Source organism: Streptomyces griseoflavus, from assembly GCF_014649995.1.
Classification (GTDB): domain Bacteria; phylum Actinomycetota; class Actinomycetes; order Streptomycetales; family Streptomycetaceae; genus Streptomyces; species Streptomyces griseoflavus.
Map to the genome: position 1 here is coordinate 50,289 of NZ_BMUC01000014.1, position 16,214 is coordinate 66,502.

The following is a 16,214-nucleotide window of genomic DNA, read 5'->3' on the forward strand; positions in this document are numbered from 1 at the left end:
TCCCCGCGGTCACCCCGGTCGGATGGAGTTCGCGATGCGATTGACGTACCGTACTTGCAAAAAACAAGCTCACTTCTTGTTCAGATGTAGTGAGTTCCGTGAGGAACCCTCCCGAGGAGTCAACGCATGACCGCAGGACGCAAGATCGTGGCCGGGCTGTTCATCTCGCTGGACGGCGTGGTGGAAGCGCCGGAGAAGTGGAGCATGCCCTACAGCAGCGGTGAGACGACCGAGTCGCTGATGCGGCTGTTCGAGGACGCCGACACCGCCCTGCTGGGCCGCAGCACCTACCAGCTGTGGAGCACGTTCTTCCCGCACGCCACCAGCGAGCAGGTGCCCACCGCCGGCTGGATGAACGCCGCGCCGAAGTACGTCGTCTCCTCCACCCTCACCGAGGCCGGGGACTGGCAGGGCAGCCACCTGATCACCGGCGACGACGTCGCCGGCCAGATCCGGGCCCTCAAGCAGCGGCCCGGCGGCAACATCAACGTCGGCGGCAGCATCACCCTCGTCCAGTGGCTCATGAGCAACGGCCTGCTGGACCACCTCTACCTGCAGATCGCCCCCGTCATCGCCGGCACCGGCCGCACCCTCGCCAACGGCGAGGAGATCCCCCTGCGCCTGGAGGCCACGCGCGCCTTCGCCAACGGCGTCATCGAGGCCCACTACGTCCCCCGGTCCCGCTGAACACGGCTCCGCCCGCCGCCGGAGGTTTCCGGCGGCGGGCGGAGCCGTGCCGTGGGTCAGAGCGCGGCGGGTTCCCGGTCGGGGGTGGTGGACTCGGGGGTGTCCGCGGAGGGCTTGCCGGAGGCCGCCGGCCGGGTGGGCCACCAGAAGCGGCGCTCGCCCAGGTCGAGGGCGAGGGCGGGCACCAGGACCGTGCGCACCAGGAAGGTGTCGATCAGGACGCCGATGCCGACGATCACACCCATCTGCGCCATGGACACCAGCGGCAGCACCGCGAACACCGCGAAGGTCGCGGCCAGGACGAGGCCCGCGGAGGTGATCACACCGCCGGTGCTGACGAGACCGGTGACCACCGCGTCCCGGTGCCCGCGGGTGCGCGCCTCCTCCTTCACCCGGTGCATGAGGAAGATGTTGTAGTCGACGCCGAGCGCCACCAGGAAGACGAAGCCGAGCAGCGGCACCGACCAGTCGACGCCGGAGTGGCCGAGGACGTGCTCGAACAGCAGGCTGGAGGCGCCGAGCGCGGCGAAGTACGACACGACGACGGTGGCCAGCAGCACCAGCGGCGCCACCAGCGACCGCAGCAGCCACACGAGCACCAGCAGGATGACGAGCAGGACGACCGGGACGACGGTCCTCAGGTCGCGCGCGGTGGCGGTCTCCTTGTCCAGGCTCTGCGCCGCGGTGCCGCCGACGAGGGCGTCGGTGTTCGCGCGCAGCTCCCGCACGGTGTCCTTGGCGGCCTCGCTGTCGGGCGCCCCCTCCAGGACCACGGACAGCCGGGTCAGCTTCCCGTCCGCGGTGGTGGCGACGGGGGTGACGGAGACGACGCCGTCGGTGTCCTCGGCGGCCCGCTGGACGGTGTCCGCCTCGGGGGTGCGGGCGATGACGACGGCCGGGTCGCCGGCGCCGGAGGGGAAGTGGGCCGACAGCCGCTCCTGGGCGACGACCGAGTCCGGCTCGTTCTGGAACCACTCCGACTGGTTCAGGCCCATGTTCAGGCCGAGGGCGCTCAGCGCGAGGCCGCCGGTGACCAGCAGGGAGACCAGCCAGGCACGGCGCGGGCGGCGGGCCACCGTCTCGGCGGCGCGCCGCCACCCGGCGCCGGTGCGCGGTTCGGTCCCGTGGCGCGGCACCAGCGGCCAGAACACCCAGCGTCCGGCGAGGACGAGGAGGGCGGGCAGCGCGCTGGTCATGGCGAGGAAGCCGAAGAGGATGCCGATGGCGCCGACCAGGCCCATGGAGCGGGAGGAGTTGATGTCGGCGAGGCCGAGGCAGAGCAGGCCGGCGGCGACGGTGGCCGCGGAGGCCAGCACGGCCGGGAAGGCACGGCGCAGGGCGATCCGCATGGCCGCGTGCCGGTCCTCGTGGCGGTGCAGTTCCTCCCGGTAGCGGGCGATGAGCAGCAGCGCGTAGTCGGTGCCGACGCCGAAGACGAGCACCATCAGCACGCCGGAGCTCTGCGGGTCGACCTGCAGTCCGGCGTACTTGGCGAACAGGTAGGTGAAGGCCTGCGTCAGGACGGCGGCGAAGGCGACCGCGACGACCGGGAACACCCACAGCACGGGGCTGCGGTAGGTGAGCAGCAGCAGGACGATGACGATGAGGCAGGTGATGCCCATCAGGGTGGCGTCGAGGGTGTCGAAGACGGTGAAGGCGTCGGCGGTGGCCCCGCCCATACCGCCGACCGCGGCGTCGAGTCCGGGCGGGGCGTTGGCGGCCGCCACGGTGCGCAGTTCCTCGACCTTGTCGGCGAGCACGGCCTGGTCCTCGCCGGACAGCGGGACGACGACCATCAGGGCCCGGCCGTCGTCGGAGGCGACGGCGGGCGGCACCTCCTGGCCCGGCTCGGCGATCTTCGCGAACGCCGCCCGGTCGGCCTCGGCCTTGGCGCGGACCGTGTCGGTGAGGGGGGCGTCGCTGGTGTAGACGACCACGGCGGGCATCAGGTCGTGGGTGCGGAACTTCTCCAGCTCCGTGTTGACCTGCGCCGATTCGGCGCCGCGGGGCAGGAAGGCGTTGGCGCTGGTGTCCTGCACCTCGCCCAGCTTGCCGGCCAGCGCTCCGAGAGCCATCGCGGCGAGCAGCCAGACGGCGAGGACGAGCCACTTGCCGCGCCGGCCGCCGGGCACGGCGGTGCTGCGCTCGAGCCATGTGGGCATGGGGGGTTCTCCTTCTGGATGGGGACGTACGGCGTCCGGCCGGCGGCGGTTCGCGCGCCTGGCGCGGTACCGGCCGAGCGCGTCGGCGCCCGTGGGGCCGAAGCTCCACGGGCGCCGGCGGCAGGGAGGGCTCAGCCCTCGAAGAATTCCTTCAGCACGGGAGCGAGGACGGAGGGTTCCACGGCGATGCCCTGGCCCTCCAGGGTGCGGTGACGCGCGTCGGGCACGGCGTCGGCGGTGGCGCGGGCGCCCGCGTGCAGCCACGGGTCGGCGTCGCCGCCGTGGGCGACGAGGACGGGCACCTTGACGGCGGACAGTTCCTCGGTGGGCAGGGCGAAGTCGTCGCCGGTGATGGTGGTGTCGTAGGGGAGGGTGTGGGCCAGCGCCTCCAGGCCCGCCCAGAAGGGTGCGAACCGCATCCCCGCGACGGCCTCGGCCGGGGCGCCCATGCCCTTCGTCATGAAGAACTCCACGGCCTCGCCCCGGCGGTCGGACGCGGCGAGCTCGGTGAGCTTCTCGGTGAAGCCGGCCGGCGGCTTCGGCCCGGTGCCGTCCACGGCGAACGGCGGGTCGTAGACGGCGACCCGGGTGATGTCCACGCCGGCCGCGGCGGCCTTGAGCGCCAGGACGCCGCCCGCGGACAGACCGAACACCTTCGCCGATCCGCCCGCCTCGGCGATCACGGCGGCGAGGTCCTCGATCTCCCGCTCGACGGCGTACTCCGGCGCGTCGGCGCTGTCCCCGCGCCCGCGCCGGTCGTAGTTGTACACGGTGAAGTGGGGGGCCAGCTCGTCGGCCAGCTGCGTCATGGTGGGGTGCGCGCGCTCGCTGAACGAACCACCGACCAGGACGAGGGGCTCGCCCTCACCCGAGCGGTCATAGGCGATGGCGGTCCCGTCGGCGGACTGGACAGTGTTCATTGTTCTCCCGATGCTGGGCGGCGTCCTGGGGCACGGATCGGTGCCGAACCCAGCGTCCCCGTCGGCGTGTCGCGCCTGCATCTTCGAGGTTGCTGCGTTCAAGTCGCCGCGGGGAGAGCACGCTGGAAGATGCCGTGTCCGGCGGGCGGCGGGCCGGCGGCAAGGAGGGCCGGCGGGCGGCGGCCAAGGCACGGCGGCAAGGGGACGAGCCCCCCGCCCGGACCGTTGTCCGTTCGAGGGGCTCGCCGTTGCCCGGGTCCGCGCGGGGACGGCCGTCACCGGGTGAGGACGTGCTCCTCGCGGGAGGGCGCCGCGGGCGGGGCCGTGGTGGCGGCCGCCGCCTCCTTGCGGCGGGCCCAGCGGCCGACCGCGTTGACGATCGGACGCTCCAGCAGGTAGTGGCTCACCGTCGCGGCGAAAATGCTTCCCACCAGCACCGCGGTCATCAGCTCCGGGAAGGAGATGGTGCCGCGCAGCTGCTGCATGAGGGCCGGCTCGGTGCCGAAGACGCTGCCCGTCTCGAACCAGAAGTACATGACCGCGAAGTGCCACAGGTAGATGCCGTACGAGATGCGGCCCAGGTAGCGGGCGACGGGGTTGGCGACGACCGCGTCGATGACCCGTGACGTCGCCTCGGGGATCGACAGCGGCATCACCACCAGGTAGGAGAAGGCCAGCAGCAGGAAGTACTGGGTGACGGCCAGGCCGACGCCCTCGTAGTCGCCGTAGCCGGGACGCCCGAAGGGCTGCGTGCAGTTGACGGCGTAGAGGGCGACGGCGGCGCCGCACAGCAGCAGCGGCCGGCGCGCGGCGACGCGGTACAGGGCGGGCCGGTCGTTCGGCTTGATCTCCGCCAGGACGTGGATGACGGCCATCACCATGCCGAGGGCAAAGGCACCGCCCACGGCGAACGGCCACCAGTACTCCTCCGGGTAGATGCCCATCTCCGGACGGTGGATCCACCACGTCCACACCGCGGACGCCACGGTGATGACGGCCGGCGGGATCATCATGCGGCGGGCCTTCTTCACCGGGTCGTCGACCCGGCGCGCCAGCCAGTGCATGAGCGCCGCCATGACCGGCAGGGCCAGGTAGTACTGCATCTCGGCCGGCACGGTCCACGCCGGGTCCATGCCGGCGATCCACGTGTAGTCGTAGACCTGGAGCATCAGGATCGGCCGCAGCACGTACCAGGGGCCGTCCACCGCGTTCCAGTTGAGCAGGAACACGCAGACCACGGCGAGCAGGACGTACGCCGGCCACAGCCGGGCGAGCCGCTTGGCCATGAACGGGCCGAGCCGGGGGCGCCGGCTGCCGGTGAGGGTCCAGCGGGCGAACGGACGGTAGAGCAGCATGCCGGACAGGACGAAGAAGGGGCCGAGCGCCAGCGGCCGCAGGCCGGCCAGCAGGGTGGCCAGCACCTCGTTGCCCGGCTCCGCGGTGTAGGCGCCCATGACCCCGGCGGCGAAGGAGGTGTGCACCGCGGCGACGCCGAGGGCGCACAGAGCCCGGACCCCATCGAGCCGCCCGACTCGTTTCGGTTGCTGGGCCTGTGCGACGGCCCCGTCGGCTTTCACTTCGTCAGCACTCCTTTGTTGGTGGCCCGTTCAGCATGGGTGTGGCGCAATACCGCCGCCATCTTCTGAAATGCGGTGTTCCCGGCAGCGGCGCCGCCGGGGGCGGTCAGCGCGCCGGTGTGTGCGGCCGTACCAGCGGGGCGGCGTCGCCGAGCAGCGACCTCAGGTGCGCGGGGTCGAAGTTGACGGCGCTGCACCAGCGGCCGTCGCCGAACTTGAACCAGACGGAGCTGACGATCTCGCCGACGGGGTTCTCGCCCTCGACGACCTCGTCGCCGAGGGCCCAGCCCTCGGCCGTGTGGGCGGTGGTGCCGTCGGGCAGCAGCAGTTCGACGACCGGGCTGGTGAGCGAGGGTCCGCTGCGGACGTTGGCGTCGCGCCAGATCGGGCCGGGGGTGCTGGGGGCCGGGTGGTAGGAGGTGGCGGTCATGGACGTGCCTTTCGGTGGGCGGACGGGTGGGTGGTGGCGGGCCGTGGGCGCCGAGGAGCGGAGGCGGGCCGTCCTCGGGCCGTGGGGCCCCGGTGAGTGCCGGGCAGGACGGCGTCCGCGCGGCGGCCGGAGCCGTGCCGGTGCCGCCGGCCGCCGGCGAGGGGGACCGGCCGGGGCGGCCAGCGGCCGGAACGGTGCCGTCGGCCACCGCCCGCCCCGGCAGGCGAAGCGGACCGGTGTCAGGCCGCCGTCGGGACGCTCCCCGTGACGTCGGCCGCCGCCCGGACGCCGGCCAGCCACAGCACCTGGCGGACCATCTCGTCCAGGCGCGCCTCGTCCGGCGCCTGCTGCCGGTCGGCGGCCGCCTGCGGCGCGGGCGCCCGGGTGAGGGCCACCCCCAGCGGGGCGGGCCAGCCGCGCAGCGCGTGGGCGATCGTGCGCAGGGTGGTGAGGGTGGTGGCGGCGCCCTGGGACCCCGCGCCGACGGCGACCGTGCCGATGGCCCGCCCGTCGAGGTAGGGCCGCGGCCCGTCGATGTCGTTGACCACGTCGAGGGCGTTCTTGAGCAGCCCGGAGACGCTGGCGTGGTAGGCCGGGGAGACGAGCACCACGCCGTCGGCGCGGCGCAGTTCGTCGAGGAACCCGGCGACGCCCGCGTGGCAGCCGGCCAGACCGGGCCGGTAGGCGGGGAAGTCCAGCTCGGCGCCGGTGAAGACCCGGGCGGTGGCGCCCGCGGCCGTGACGCGGCGGGCGCACCACTGGGCCACCCGGTCGGAGGTCGAGCCGGCCCGCAGGGAGCCGCTGAGCAGCACGATGTGGGGGGTGCGCACGGTGTCGGGTCCCTTCGGCGGGGCGGGTGCGGGCGCCGGCCCGGCGGACACGGGGGCCGGCCGCCACGCGGTGATGTCGAAGGCGTCCTGGTCCTTGCGGCCGGCCTCCCGCATCCGGGTGTTGCGCCGGCGCTCGCCGTCCTGGTCGGCGCCCTGGTCGAGGGCGCCCTGGCGGCGTGAGGACAGGACGACGGCGGCGGTGCGGTCCATGCGTTCACGGGCGTAGGCGGCGAGCGCGGTCGGCACGTGCGCGCAGGCGCCGAGGCGGTCGGTGAGCACGGCGGCGTCCTCGAGCGCCATGTTGGCGCCCTGGCCGAGGGCCGGGACCATGGGGTGGGCGGCGTCGCCGAGCAGCGCGACCCGGTGGTCGGTCCAGCGCGGGGCGGGATCACGGTCGTGGATGTCGGTGACGACGACGTCGGCGGGGTCGGCGGCGCGCACCAGGTCGACCACGGGCGGGTACCAGCCCTCCAGCGCGGCGAGCAGGGCGCGCCGGGCCTCCTCGGGCCCCTTGGCGGGCCACTCCCCCTCGGGTGCGGTGATCTTGGCGGTCCAGTACAGGGTGTCGTCGCCGACGGGGGCGATGAACAGCTGGATGCCGCGGCCGTTGACGACGTGGCCGCGCTGTCCCAGGACGGAGCCCCGGGTGTGTCCGCGTACCGAGGTGTAGCCGCGGTAGACGGGCGGTCCGTCGCCCAGCATGCGGCGCCGGACGGCGGAGTGGATGCCGTCGGCGGCGATCAGGGCCTCGCAGGCGGCGGCGCCGCCGTCGGAGAACCGGACGGTGACGTGGTCGTCGTGGCCGGTGTAGTCCTCGACGGCGGTGGCCATCCGCAGGGTGGCGCCCGCGGTGACGGCCTCGTCGAGCAGGGCCCGGTGCAGCGCCGACCGCAGGACGGGCACCTGCGGGGCGCCCGCCGACCGGGCGGCGGCCCCGACGGGCTCCTCGGCGAGCACCGTCCCCCGGGCGTCCATCAGGACACGCACCTCGTCGGGGGCGGTGACGTGCCCGGTGGCGCGGACGCGGGCGCCCAGGCCGGCGCCGAGCACGTCGGCGGCGCGCAGGCCGTTGGGCTGGAGCATCAGCCCGGAGCCGCCCTCCCGGACGCCGGCGGCCCGTTCGATCACCGTGACGTCGAAGCCGCGCGCGGCGAGTCCCGCGGCGGCGGCGAGACCGCCGATGCCGCCGCCGGCGATGAATACGGTCTGGCGTCGTCTCATGGCGTCGGGATCTCCGATCCGGCCGCGCGGGCCGAGGGGGCGGGGGCGGCGGGGCGGGCGGGCGCCGCGCCCAGCAGGCGGCCGTCGTACGCGCCGAAGGAACCCGTGGCCGCGTCCCACACGGTGCGGCCGGCGCGCAGGGTCCGCTCGACGCGGCCGGTGAAGGTCCATCCCTCGTACGCCGACCAGCCGCACTTGCTCTGCACGTCGGACGCGGACAGCATCCACGGCACGTCGGGGGCGAAGACCACCAGGTCCGCGTCGGCGCCCGCCTCCAGGCGGCCCTTGCCGGGCAGCCGGAACAGCTCCGCCGGGCGGGCGGACAGGTGACGGGCCAGCCGTACGGCGGCCGTGTCGGGGTCTTCGTCGGGCCAGCGCCTGCGCATGCCCGTCCACACGGCGACCGCCAGTTCCTGGACGCCGGGCAGGCCGGGCGGCGACTGGGCGACGCCCCGGGTCTTCTCCGCGACCGTGTGCGGGGCGTGGTCGCTGCCCAGCGTCTCCGCCTGGCCGTCGCGCAGCGCCTGCCAGAGCCGGTCCTGGTCGCGGCTGCCGCGGATGGACGGCGACAGCCGGGTGCGGGCGCCCAGCCGGCGGGTGTCCCGGTCGGTGAACGACAGGTGGTGCCCGGTGACCTCGAAGGTGACGGGGAGCCCCGCCGCCCGCGCCGCGCACACCAGGTCGGCCTCCTCGGCACTGGACAGGTGCAGGATGTGGGCGCGCGTACCGTGCCGGCGCACCAGCTCCAGGACCTTGGCGACGGCGACGATGCCGCCGCTGCGCGGACGGCGCTCCTCGTACTCCAGGTAGCTGCCGGGCTCGCCCCACCAGGCGTCCAGCAGGGAGAAGAGTCCGTCGTCCTCGGCGTGCAGGACGAGCTGGACGCCGCCCTCGGCCGCCGCGGCGAACGCCTTCTCCAGCTGGCCGGCGTCGCGCACCACGGTGGGCGCCGTGTGGTGCCCGGTCATGAAGATCTTCACGCTGGTGGCGATCTGCGGCTCCAGGCCGGCCGGCACTTCGGGGTGGTCCGGGTCGAGTCCGAGGTGGAACCGGTAGTCGACCAGGGAGTGGCCGTCGACGAGGGCCGCCTTGGCGAGCACCGCCTCGGGGGCCAGGGTGGGCGGCACCGTGTTCGGCATGTCCATCACGGTGGTGACCCCGCCGCGTACGGCGGCCCTGCTGCCGTGCTCCCAGTCCTCCTTGTGGGTCAGACCGGGGGTGCGGAAGTGGACGTGGGAGTCGATGAGCCCGGGCAGCACATAGTGGTCGCCCGCGTCAAGGCGGGCGGCGGCCGGGCCGGGGTCGGTGTCGGTGACGGCGGTGACGCGTCCGCCGGAGACGGACACGTGGCCGGGCCGCACGCCCTGCGGGGTGACCAGCCTGCGGCCGCTGACGACGAGGTCGGGGATGCGGGTCAGGTCCACGACACCGCCACCAGTTCCCGGCACAGGTCGTTGGTCGGCCCCATGAGGGAGACGCCGCGGGCGTCCGCGAGGAGACGGCCGATGTGTGCCCCGTCGCGGTACCCGGCCGACCCGAGCATGCGGGCGACGTCCAGGCAGATCTCCTCCGCCGCCTCGGTCGCGTGCAGCTTGCTGTGCAGGGTGGTCAGGCCCGGGTCGGCGGAGGTGCGCGCCCCGGCCCGCTCGACCACCGCGCGGGCCGCCTCCAGCCGGGTGGCCAGGCCCACCAGCCGGTGCCGTACGGCGGGCAGGTCCATCAGCCCGCGGTCGCGGGCGTGGGCGACGGCCAGGTCGAAGGCGGCCTGCGCGGTCCCGACGGCGACCGCCCCCAGGCTGGCGCCGCTCTCGCGGACCGAGGCGATGACCGTGGCGGCCTCCCCCTCGGGGCCGAGCCGGTCGCTGTCGGCCACGACGGCCCCGTCGAGGGTGATCAGACCGGTCGCGGAGCCGCGCATGCCGGCGAGGTCCAGGCCGAGGTCGGGGACCAGGCCGGGGTTGTCGGCGCCGACGAGGAAGAAGGTCTGCCCCGCCGCCCCGTAACCGCCCGTGGGCGCGGCGGGCGGGGCGGTGCGGACCAGGACCAGGTAGAGGTCGGCGACGCCGGCGCCGGTGGTGAAGGCCTTGGTGCCGTTGAGCACCCAGGTGCCGTCGGCGCGGCGCTCGGCGGCCGTGGACAGGTTCTGCTTGGCCGCGCCCGCCCCGCTCTCGCTCCAGGCGGAGGCGGCCAGCCAGGTCCCGTCGGCCAGGGACGGCAGCCAGCGGGCCCGCTGCCGCGGGGTGCCCCAGTCGGCGATCCGGGCGCTGACGGCGAAGTGCTGGAACGCGATGATCGCCATCGACGGGTTGACGGCGGCGATCTGTTCGACCAGTGCGTTCACCGCGGCGGCGTCCGCGCCCGCACCGCCGTGCTCGGCGGGGACCGCGGTGGCGAGCAGACCGCCGGCGCGCAGGGCCGCCAGCGCCTCGCGGTCCACCTCACCGGCCGCGTCGGCCCGGGCGGCGCCCTCGCGCAGCAGCGCGCGCAACGCGGGCGTCAGCCGTGGTCTCATACGGCTTCCGACAGCGCCAGGCATTGGGCGACCTCCTCGAATTGCAGGTGACTGAGGGGTGCCAGGGCGAAGGAGCCCTGGAAGGTGACGTGTTTGCGGGCGACGGAGGACCACAGCAGGGCTCCGCCGCCGTCGGTGTCCGCGGACCGGGACACGACCGCGGTGACGGCCACTTCTCCGCCCGGGGTGGTGATGTCCAGGCGGCCGTCGCCGGCGTCCGTCTCGCGGGCGATCCGCCAGGGCACGGTGCCGGGGATGCGCGCGGCCGTGCTCAGGCACACCGCCCCGGTCAGGGCGAGGGTGGGGTGCCAGCCGGGCACGGTCAGGGCGCGCACCGCGATGCCGCCGGCCTCGCCGGGCAGCACGGCCGCGATCTTGGGGAAGGCGCCGCCGGGAGGCCAGCCGAGCAGTTCGGCCGCGGCGGCGCGCAGCGACTCCAGGCGCCGCAGCAGGTCGGCGCCGGCGGCGAACAGGGCGGCCTCACCGGTCACGCCGAGCGAACGCGCGTCGACGAAGGCGTAGGTGTTGGCGCTCGCCACCATCGACACCTCCACGCGCTCCCCGCCGTCCTCCAGCACCGTCGTGGGGCCCCCGGTGGGCAGCAGTTCGGCGAAGGGCACCGGGCGCGGCTGGACGAAGGTGACGGTGAAGCCGACCTCGTCGCGTTCGACCCGGTCGACCTCGCAGACCACGCTGTCGCCGGTGTTGCGCACCCGTACCCGCACCCGGGTGCCGGGCACGAGCCGGGGCAGCATGCCCGAGCGGGCGGCGGCGACCACCGCCGCGAGCGCCGAGTGGCCGCAGGAGCCGCGCACGTCGAACCGGTCGGGTCCGCCGGTCAGCGCCTGGACGAAGCGGTAGTCGAGGTCGAACATCGGGTGCGCGGACGGCTCCACCAGGGCGATCTTCAGTACGTGGGCGCCGCCCGCGGACGTCAGGTAGCGGCGGGCCTCGGCGAGGTGGCTGAGCAGCGCCGTGTCCTCGCGCGGCAGCCGGGCGGCGTCCAGCACGAAGGTCGGGCAGGGTGCGCCCGCGGCGTGGGCGAGGTGGCCGATCATGCCGCCACCGCCACGGGGGCGGGCGGGGCGCCGAGGCCGCCCGCGCCCTGGAACCGTTCCCGCCACACCTCGTGCACGAGCAGCGCCCACAGCGTCAGCGCCGCGGTGTCGTCCGGGCGGTGCGCCTGCGCGTCGAACAGGGCGTCGACGGCGGCGCCGTCGAGCCGCCCGTCGTCGGCCAGCCGGGCGGGCCGCAGCAGGTCCCGCGCGTACTCCCACAGGGGTGTGCCGGGGGTGAGCATCGCGGCGACCGGCAGGGTGAAGGGCTGCTTGGGGCGGGTGAGCACGCCGTCGGGCAGCAGCCCCCGGGCGGCCGCGTACAGGGTGCGCTTGGGCTGTCCGCCGCCGATGCGCAGGGCGTCGGGCAGTGCCCGGCCCAGGGCCACCACGGACCGCTGGCAGAACGGCAGCCGCGCCTCGACGGAACCGGCCATGCTCAGGTGGTCGACGCGACGCAGGTGGTAGGCGGGCAGGCGGTGGCCCAGTTCGAAGCGGGTGATGCGCTCCAGGACGCTGCCGGGCCCGTGCAGCAGGTCCTCGCGGGCCGTCTCCGGCAGGGGGGAGAGGTCCCGCAGGTGGTCGCGGTAGGCGTCGGTGTAGAGCCCGGCGCGGGTGGCGGCCGGGGCAGCGGCGAGCGCGTCGAGGTAGGCGGTGGCCCAGTCGCCGCCGGACGCGGCCGTCAGGGCAGCGGCCTGCATCCGCGCGTAGCCGCCGAACACCTCGTCGGCCGCGTCCCCCGTCAGGGCGACGGTGAACCCGGCCCGCCGTACGGCCCGGAACAGGGCGTACGTGCTCACGGTGATCGGGTCGGCGTTGGGCTGGCCGAGGTGGCCGACGGTCTCCTCCAGCAGGGCGGGGAATGCGGCCGGGTCGATCTCGACCTGGTGGTGCTCGGTGCCGGCGTGCTCGGCGACGGCGCGGGCGAAGTGCCGCTCGTCGAAGGGCCAGTCGCCCCGGTAGGCGATGTTGAAGGAGTGCACCGGGCCGTGCTCGGCGGCCAGCGCGGTGACCAGGCCGGAGTCCAGTCCGCCCGAGGTGATCAGGGCGACCGGCACGTCGGCGACGAGCAGCCGGCCCACCTCCTCGCGCAGCAGGTCGCGCACCCGGTCGGCGGCCCGGTCCGGCTCGGGCAGTTCGGCGGCGGCCGCCACCCGGTGCCTGCGGCGGGGGGTGCCGCCCAGGTCGCACACGAGCGTGGTGCCCGGCGGCAGCACCTCGACGTCCTCGAACATGGTCTGCTCGCCGAAGGGCGTACGGGTGGCCAGGTAGGCGTCCAGCGCGGTGTCCCGCATCCGGGCGCCGACCGCGCCGAAGCCCAGCAGGGCGGGAATCTCGGAGGCGAAGTGCAGGGAGCGGGCCGCCTCGTCCCACCGGTAGTAGAGCGGCTTCATCCCGATGCCGTCGGTGGCCAGCACCAGCCGGGGCACCGCGCCGCGCCGGTCGACCAGCGCGAGGGCGTACATGCCGTCGAGGTGTTCGGTGAAGTCCTCCCCGTACTCCAGGTACAGGGCGGGCAGGACGTTGCCGTCGCAGCGGTCGGCGAAGGTGTGGCCGCGGGCGCGCAGCCGGCGGCGCAGTTCGTCGTGGTTGTAGATCTCCCCGTTGAACACGGCCTGGACGGGACTCCCGAGCCCGTAGGGCTGCCGTCCTCCGTCCAGGTCGACGACGGCGAGCCGGTCGTAGCCCAGGCCCCATCCGGGGGCCCGGGTCATGCCGGTGGCGTCCGGGCCGCCGTGGCGCTGGAGGGCGGCGACGGTGCACATCTCGTGCGGTGTGGCCACCGCGTTGAAGTAGCCGTGGATCCGGCACATGTCTGCCTGTCTTTCCGTGCGGAGACGACGGTCAGCGGAGCCTCGTCGACAGATAGCGCTCCCCGCTGTCGGGGAAGACGGTGACGACCGTGGCGCCCGCCCAGCGGGGGTGCGCGGCGACGGTCCGGGCGGCCCACGCGGCGGCACCGGAGGACACCCCGACGGGCAGGCCGGTGGCGCGCACCACCTCCCGTACGGTGGCGGCCGCGGCCTCGTCGGGCACGGCGACGACCTCGTCGACGAGGGTGAGGTCGGTGATGTCGGAGACGTAGCCGGCTCCGATGCCGGGGATGCCGTGCGGGCCGCCCTCGCCGCCCGACAGCACCGCGGAGCGGGCCGGTTCGACGGCGACGACGTGCACGCCGGTGCGTTCCCTGAGGTAGCGGGCGGTCCCGGTGAGGGTGCCGCCGGTGCCCACCCCGCACACCAGGACGTCGACGCGCCCGCCGGTGGCCTCCCAGATCTCCGGGCCCGTGGTGTCGTAGTGGGCGCGGACGTTGGCCGGGTTGCGGTCCTGGCGCGGCATCCACGCGCCGGGGAGGGAACGCCGGAGTTCCTCGGCGTGCGCCCAGGCGGCCGGGAGGCCGTCGCCGTGCGGGACCAGGACCACCTCGGCGCCCAGTTCACGCAGGATCAGGCGGCGTTCCTCGGTGGCGTTGTCGGGCATGACGACGATGCAGCGGTGCCCGCGCCGGGCGCACAGGGCGGCCAGGGAGATGCCGGTGCTGCCGGAGGAGCACTCGACGACGGTGCCGCCGGTGGCGGGCAGCAGGCCCGCCTCCTCGGCGGCGCGCATCATGGCGAGCGCGGCCCGGTCCTTGACGCTGGCGAGCGGGTTGAACATCTCCAGCTTGGCCAGCAGGGTCACGCCGTCGGCGAGGCCCGGCAGGCCGACCCGCAGCAGCGGTGTGCCGCCCACCAGGTCCTCCAGGGACCGGGCGACGGGGGCGGCCCGGCCGGGCCGCACGTCCATGTCTGTCATCACTGTTCCCCAAGTGGTGGGTGGCGGCCGCGCTATGCGGCGAAGGGCCCGCCGGCGGCCGCCAGGTGGCCGGCCGCGGCCTGCTGCAGGTGGGTGATGTCGCTGGAGACGGTCGCGAAGGTGAAGCCCTCGGTGAGCCGCTTGGCGGCGCTCTCGCCGTCCAGGACGTGGATGCCGCAGGCGATGCCGGCCCGTGCGGCGGCACCGGTGACGCGGACCAGCGCGTCCTCCAGCGCGACGGAGGCGGCGGGGTCGCCGAACCAGCGGGCGCCGAGCGCCGCGGAGAGGTCGGCGGGGCCGACGTAGACGGCGTCGAGTCCCTCGGTGGCGCAGATGGCGTCCAGGTTCTCCAGCGCGCCGGCCGTCTCGATCATGACGATGCAGGCGACCCGGTCGTCGATCTCGGCGGGCACACCGCCCAGGCGCAGCTCCGCGCGCACCGGCCCGGCCAGACTGCGGGTCCCCGCCGGGTGGTGACGGCAGGCCCGTACGACGGTGAGCGCCTGCTCGGGCGTCTCCACCATGGGCACGACCACGCCGCGGGCGCCGGTGTCGAGGGCGACGCCGATGGCCACCGGGTCCGGCGAGGGGACCCGGATGACGCCGGCGCTGGTGCCGCGGGCGTCGACGGCGAGCATCGCGGACTGCCAGCCCGGCTGGTGCATGACGCCGTGCTGGCCGTCGACGCCGACGTAGTCGTAGCCCAGGCCGGCGATGCGTTCGGTGGCGGCCGGGTCGCTCAGGGCGATCCAGTAGCCGACGAGCCGTTCGCGTTCGCGCAGGCGCCGGGCGAAGGACGCCGGTTCCGGGGCGCCGGGGCGGCTCATTCGCCCTCCTCGATGGCGTAGCTCCGCTTCCCGTCCAGGCCGGCCGGCACGTCGCCGTTGATGGAGACCCGGTGCAGCACGCGACGGTGGCGGTCGTAGTCGTTGACGGCGTAGTGCTGGGTGGCGCGGTTGTCGAAGATGAGCACGTCACCGGGGCGCCAGGTCCAGCGCGCGGTGTTCTCCGGGCGCCGCACGTAGGACTGCAGCACGTCGAGGAGGGGACGCGACTCGCGCGGCGTCAGCCCGACCAGCCACTGGGCGAAGCCGCCGAGGAAGAGGACGGGCTCCCCGGACTCGGGATGGACCCGCACCACCGGGTGGGCGGTCTCGAACCGGCGCGCCAGGAACGCCTTGCGGACCTTCTCACCGCGCTCGGTGCCCAGGCGCGGCTGCTCGGCGTGGTTGGTGTGCACGGCCCACAGCCGGTCGGCGATCTCCCGCAGCTCGGCGGGCAGGTCCTTGTACCCGGCGGCCGCGTTGGCGACGAGGGTGTCGCCCCCGTACGGCGGCAGTACCACGCTGCGCAGGGTGGTGCCCAGCGACGGGGCGGTGGTGAAGCTGATGTCGGTGTGCCAGTGGTCGGCGCGCTGGTCCTCGCCGTCCACCGGGATCACCTGGGCGGCGGCGTCGACGGTCCGCATCATGGGGTGCTTCTGCGTCAGCGGACCGAACCGGCCGGCGAACGCCAACTGCTGCGCGTCGGTGATCTCCTGGTCGCGGAAGAAGAGCACCTTGTGTTCCAGGAAGGCCTCGTGGATCTGGCCGAAGACCGCGTCCGGCAATTCCGCGGAGAGGTCGACTCCCGTGACCTCCGCGCCGATGCGGCCGCCGATTTTGCGTACGTCGAAAAGGGACACCAGTAATCCTTCCGAACTCGTCAGAAGTCCGCGTCTCCCGGGAGGGATCTCAACGGTTCGCCGCCGCCGGGAAAAAGGGGGCGCGAAGCGGCCACGGGAGCGATACCGGCAGCACGGAGCGGGGACGGCCGGACTGGACGGCACCGAGCAAAGCACGGACCAGCCGCATCCGGCCATGTGTTCCCGTGCGAGTGCGACGACTTGGCCAACTCGCCCCGCGGCCCCCGTCCGGCCCGACCTGTTCAAGTCGTCGGCGCCCCGGCTTTCCCCCTTGCCGCCCGCGCGGCCGGCGTGGTGGGCTCGTCGCGCCCGAACCACCTTGCGCCTTTGCCGAATTCCC

General features: G+C 74.7%; 13 protein-coding genes. 1 reads left to right on the plus strand and 12 read right to left on the minus strand.

The genetic code is table 11. From position 1 onward, the window contains the following. The first annotated feature begins 126 nt into the window (after positions 1 to 126). Positions 127 to 687 carry a dihydrofolate reductase family protein gene (locus tag IE172_RS25965; RefSeq protein WP_190099734.1) on the plus strand — a complete coding sequence of 187 codons (561 nt, stop codon included), beginning with the start codon at positions 127 to 129 and terminating at the stop codon, positions 685 to 687. A gap of 56 nt (positions 688 to 743) precedes the next feature. On the opposite strand, the gene IE172_RS25970 is transcribed toward IE172_RS25965, so the two are convergent. The 12 genes from IE172_RS25970 to IE172_RS26025 all read right to left on the minus strand — a co-directional run bounded on the left by IE172_RS25970 (position 744) and on the right by IE172_RS26025 (position 15,874). Then, positions 744 to 2,849, minus strand: coding sequence for an MMPL family transporter (locus IE172_RS25970; protein WP_190099735.1), 2,106 nt, complete (start codon positions 2,847 to 2,849; stop codon positions 744 to 746). A 131-nt stretch (positions 2,850 to 2,980) separates the two neighbouring features. Further along, complete coding sequence (locus IE172_RS25975) at positions 2,981 to 3,769, minus strand: alpha/beta fold hydrolase (RefSeq protein ID WP_190099736.1); 789 nt, start codon at positions 3,767 to 3,769, stop codon at positions 2,981 to 2,983. A 275-nt stretch (positions 3,770 to 4,044) separates the two neighbouring features. Beyond that, a complete protein-coding gene (locus IE172_RS25980; protein ID WP_190099737.1) occupies positions 4,045 to 5,346 on the minus strand; it encodes an acyltransferase family protein in 1,302 nt (433 codons plus the stop codon). A gap of 106 nt (positions 5,347 to 5,452) precedes the next feature. After that, the gene (locus tag IE172_RS25985) at positions 5,453 to 5,776 is read right to left on the minus strand and encodes a hypothetical protein (protein ID WP_190099738.1); all 324 of its coding nucleotides are present in this window, start codon (positions 5,774 to 5,776) and stop codon (positions 5,453 to 5,455) included. A 239-nt stretch (positions 5,777 to 6,015) separates the two neighbouring features. Further along, the gene (locus IE172_RS25990; protein WP_190099739.1) at positions 6,016 to 7,827 is read right to left on the minus strand and encodes an NAD(P)H-dependent oxidoreductase; all 1,812 of its coding nucleotides are present in this window, start codon (positions 7,825 to 7,827) and stop codon (positions 6,016 to 6,018) included. After that, positions 7,824 to 9,251 (minus strand): dihydroorotase, encoded by a 1,428-nt coding sequence (locus IE172_RS25995; protein ID WP_190099740.1) that lies wholly within the window; start codon positions 9,249 to 9,251, stop codon positions 7,824 to 7,826. The genes IE172_RS25990 and IE172_RS25995 overlap by 4 nt, the downstream gene beginning before the upstream one ends. Next, entirely contained in the window at positions 9,242 to 10,339 is a 1,098-nt protein-coding gene (locus IE172_RS26000) for an acyl-CoA dehydrogenase family protein (protein WP_190099741.1), read from the minus strand. The genes IE172_RS25995 and IE172_RS26000 overlap by 10 nt, the downstream gene beginning before the upstream one ends. Beyond that, positions 10,336 to 11,397, minus strand: a complete 1,062-nt coding sequence (locus tag IE172_RS26005; protein ID WP_190099742.1) for a PrpF domain-containing protein — start codon at positions 11,395 to 11,397, stop codon at positions 10,336 to 10,338. Before IE172_RS26005 ends, IE172_RS26000 begins: the two co-directional genes overlap by 4 nt. Next, the gene (gene asnB, locus IE172_RS26010; RefSeq protein WP_190099743.1) at positions 11,394 to 13,208 is read right to left on the minus strand and encodes an asparagine synthase (glutamine-hydrolyzing); all 1,815 of its coding nucleotides are present in this window, start codon (positions 13,206 to 13,208) and stop codon (positions 11,394 to 11,396) included. The genes IE172_RS26005 and asnB overlap by 4 nt, the downstream gene beginning before the upstream one ends. A 31-nt stretch (positions 13,209 to 13,239) precedes the next feature. Beyond that, positions 13,240 to 14,190: a PLP-dependent cysteine synthase family protein gene (locus tag IE172_RS26015; RefSeq protein ID WP_190099744.1), complete on the minus strand. Its 951-nt coding sequence runs from the start codon at positions 14,188 to 14,190 to the stop codon at positions 13,240 to 13,242. Between the two features lie 32 nt (positions 14,191 to 14,222). Beyond that, the gene (locus IE172_RS26020) at positions 14,223 to 15,017 is read right to left on the minus strand and encodes an HpcH/HpaI aldolase family protein (protein WP_190099745.1); all 795 of its coding nucleotides are present in this window, start codon (positions 15,015 to 15,017) and stop codon (positions 14,223 to 14,225) included. Further along, positions 15,014 to 15,874: a TauD/TfdA dioxygenase family protein gene (locus IE172_RS26025; protein WP_190099746.1), complete on the minus strand. Its 861-nt coding sequence runs from the start codon at positions 15,872 to 15,874 to the stop codon at positions 15,014 to 15,016. The genes IE172_RS26020 and IE172_RS26025 overlap by 4 nt, the downstream gene beginning before the upstream one ends. Between the last annotated feature and the right edge of the window lie 340 nt (positions 15,875 to 16,214).

Excerpts from the sequence above, each read along its gene's own strand:
- IE172_RS26005 (WP_190099742.1), bottom strand. The coding sequence starts at position 11,397 with ATGATCGGCCACCTCGCCCACGCCGCGGGCGCACCCTGCCCGACCTTC.
- IE172_RS25965 (WP_190099734.1), top strand. The coding sequence starts at position 127 with ATGACCGCAGGACGCAAGATCGTGGCCGGGCTGTTCATCTCGCTGGAC.
- IE172_RS26015 (WP_190099744.1), bottom strand. The coding sequence starts at position 14,190 with ATGACAGACATGGACGTGCGGCCCGGCCGGGCCGCCCCCGTCGCCCGG.
- IE172_RS25970 (WP_190099735.1), bottom strand. The coding sequence starts at position 2,849 with ATGCCCACATGGCTCGAGCGCAGCACCGCCGTGCCCGGCGGCCGGCGC.
- IE172_RS25990 (WP_190099739.1), bottom strand. The coding sequence starts at position 7,827 with ATGAGACGACGCCAGACCGTATTCATCGCCGGCGGCGGCATCGGCGGT.
- asnB (WP_190099743.1), bottom strand. The coding sequence starts at position 13,208 with ATGTGCCGGATCCACGGCTACTTCAACGCGGTGGCCACACCGCACGAG.
- IE172_RS25975 (WP_190099736.1), bottom strand. The coding sequence starts at position 3,769 with ATGAACACTGTCCAGTCCGCCGACGGGACCGCCATCGCCTATGACCGC.
- IE172_RS25985 (WP_190099738.1), bottom strand. The coding sequence starts at position 5,776 with ATGACCGCCACCTCCTACCACCCGGCCCCCAGCACCCCCGGCCCGATC.
- IE172_RS26020 (WP_190099745.1), bottom strand. The coding sequence starts at position 15,017 with ATGAGCCGCCCCGGCGCCCCGGAACCGGCGTCCTTCGCCCGGCGCCTG.
- IE172_RS26000 (WP_190099741.1), bottom strand. The coding sequence starts at position 10,339 with ATGAGACCACGGCTGACGCCCGCGTTGCGCGCGCTGCTGCGCGAGGGC.